Genomic DNA, 1,413 nt, shown 5'->3' on the forward strand with positions numbered 1-1,413 from the left:
CCATAAGAGGAGCCGATGCCGTGGATGCCCCATGTCCCGGGGTCCCCAACGAACTTGTTTCGTTGGGGTGGTGTCCCGATTTTGGGGCGTGGGTATTCGCGCTACGCGCGAACGCTTTTATTCGTCATCCCGCAGAGAGTTGCTTTTGTTCGACTGCGGGAAGAGAAGCTCAGGATTGTTCCGGGGCTTGAAGGGGCCGAGAGGTTGCACAATGCATGGTGCAACCTGATTTGAGGCCTGATCTCCATTTGCACCGGGCCCCAAAGTGGGGTAAACTTTCTAAGTTTGGCGATGCGGCCGTTTGTCCTGGGGCTGGAGTCCTGAAGAATGGACTTGGTGAAGGATAGAAGGCGGCTTGGAAGCAGGCCTGTTTCGCCCCTTGCAATACCAATGAGATTTCCGGGCAGCGTGCCAGAGGGTGCGACTGTCTGTGGAGGGTATGACCATGTACGCAGTGATTCGCACCGGCGGTAAGCAGTACCGCGTTGCTCCCGGCGAGACCGTAAAGATCGAGAAGCTGGCCGTTGACGGCGCAGTTGAGTTTTCCGACGTTCTGGCCGTGAGCCCTGAAGAGGGTAAGTTCGAGAAGCTGGACGGCGCCAAGGTACTGGCCGAGGTTGTCAGCGAAGGCCGTGGCGACAAGATTCTGGTCTTCCACTACAAGCGCAAGAAGCAGTACAAGAAGCTGCAGGGTCACCGCCAGAGCTTCGTTGAGGTCAAGATCAACGAGATCCAGGTGAACGGTAAGAGCTTCAAGGCTTAAGATTTGATTTCGGCCGGGAATGCCCGGCCCATGAACGAGGTTCAAGGCGATGGCACATAAAAAAGGTGGCGGTAGTTCTTCTAACGGACGCGATTCAAACGCACAGCGGCTTGGCGTCAAGGCGTTTGCCGGTCAGGTTGTGACGGGCGGCAGCATCATCGTGCGTCAGCGCGGTACACCGCTGAAGGCCGGTCTGAACGTCGGCCGCGGCAGCGATGACACGTTGTTTGCCAAGATCGACGGCCGCGTGAAGTTCACCGACCGTGGCCGCATGGGACGCTTCGTCTCGATTGAGACTGTCTCGGCCTAACCAGGTTCGTAGTCGAGCAAAAGCCCCGCTCTGCGGGGCTTTTGCTGTTTTAAAGCATTTTCCCTGTTGCTGGGTAGCCCGAAAAGGATGTGCAGCGCGTTTTCATTGCGGAAAACGCCCATAGATGTCGAGACCCTACATTGCACCTACAGGGAAAATGCTCTAAGGATTTTTCGTCGTAGCAACCTTCTCCGCTACATCAAGTGGCGGGGACGTAGTGCGGTTCCTGAGCCATTCCACGGTGACGCCCTTGGCGGAGCTCTTTTCCGGCGGCAGGTTTTTCAAATCCGGCATGTATACCTCGATACCGGCCTTTTCTGTCATGCGGGTGGTTCCATAG

At 56.7% G+C, this 1,413-nt stretch carries 2 protein-coding genes; both read left to right on the plus strand.

The features are described from left to right. The first annotated feature begins 445 nt into the window (after window positions 1-445). Entirely contained in the window at window positions 446-763 is a 318-nt protein-coding gene (rplU, locus tag AB4043_RS25470) for a 50S ribosomal protein L21 (RefSeq protein ID WP_147645736.1), read from the plus strand. Window positions 764-812: 49 nt separating this feature from the next. Next, a complete protein-coding gene (gene rpmA, locus AB4043_RS25475) occupies window positions 813-1,073 on the plus strand; it encodes a 50S ribosomal protein L27 (protein WP_442300637.1) in 261 nt (86 codons plus the stop codon). The last annotated feature ends 340 nt before the right edge of the window (window positions 1,074-1,413 follow it).

This window comes from Terriglobus sp. YAF25, assembly GCF_052113305.1.
GTDB lineage: Bacteria > Acidobacteriota > Terriglobia > Terriglobales > Acidobacteriaceae > Terriglobus.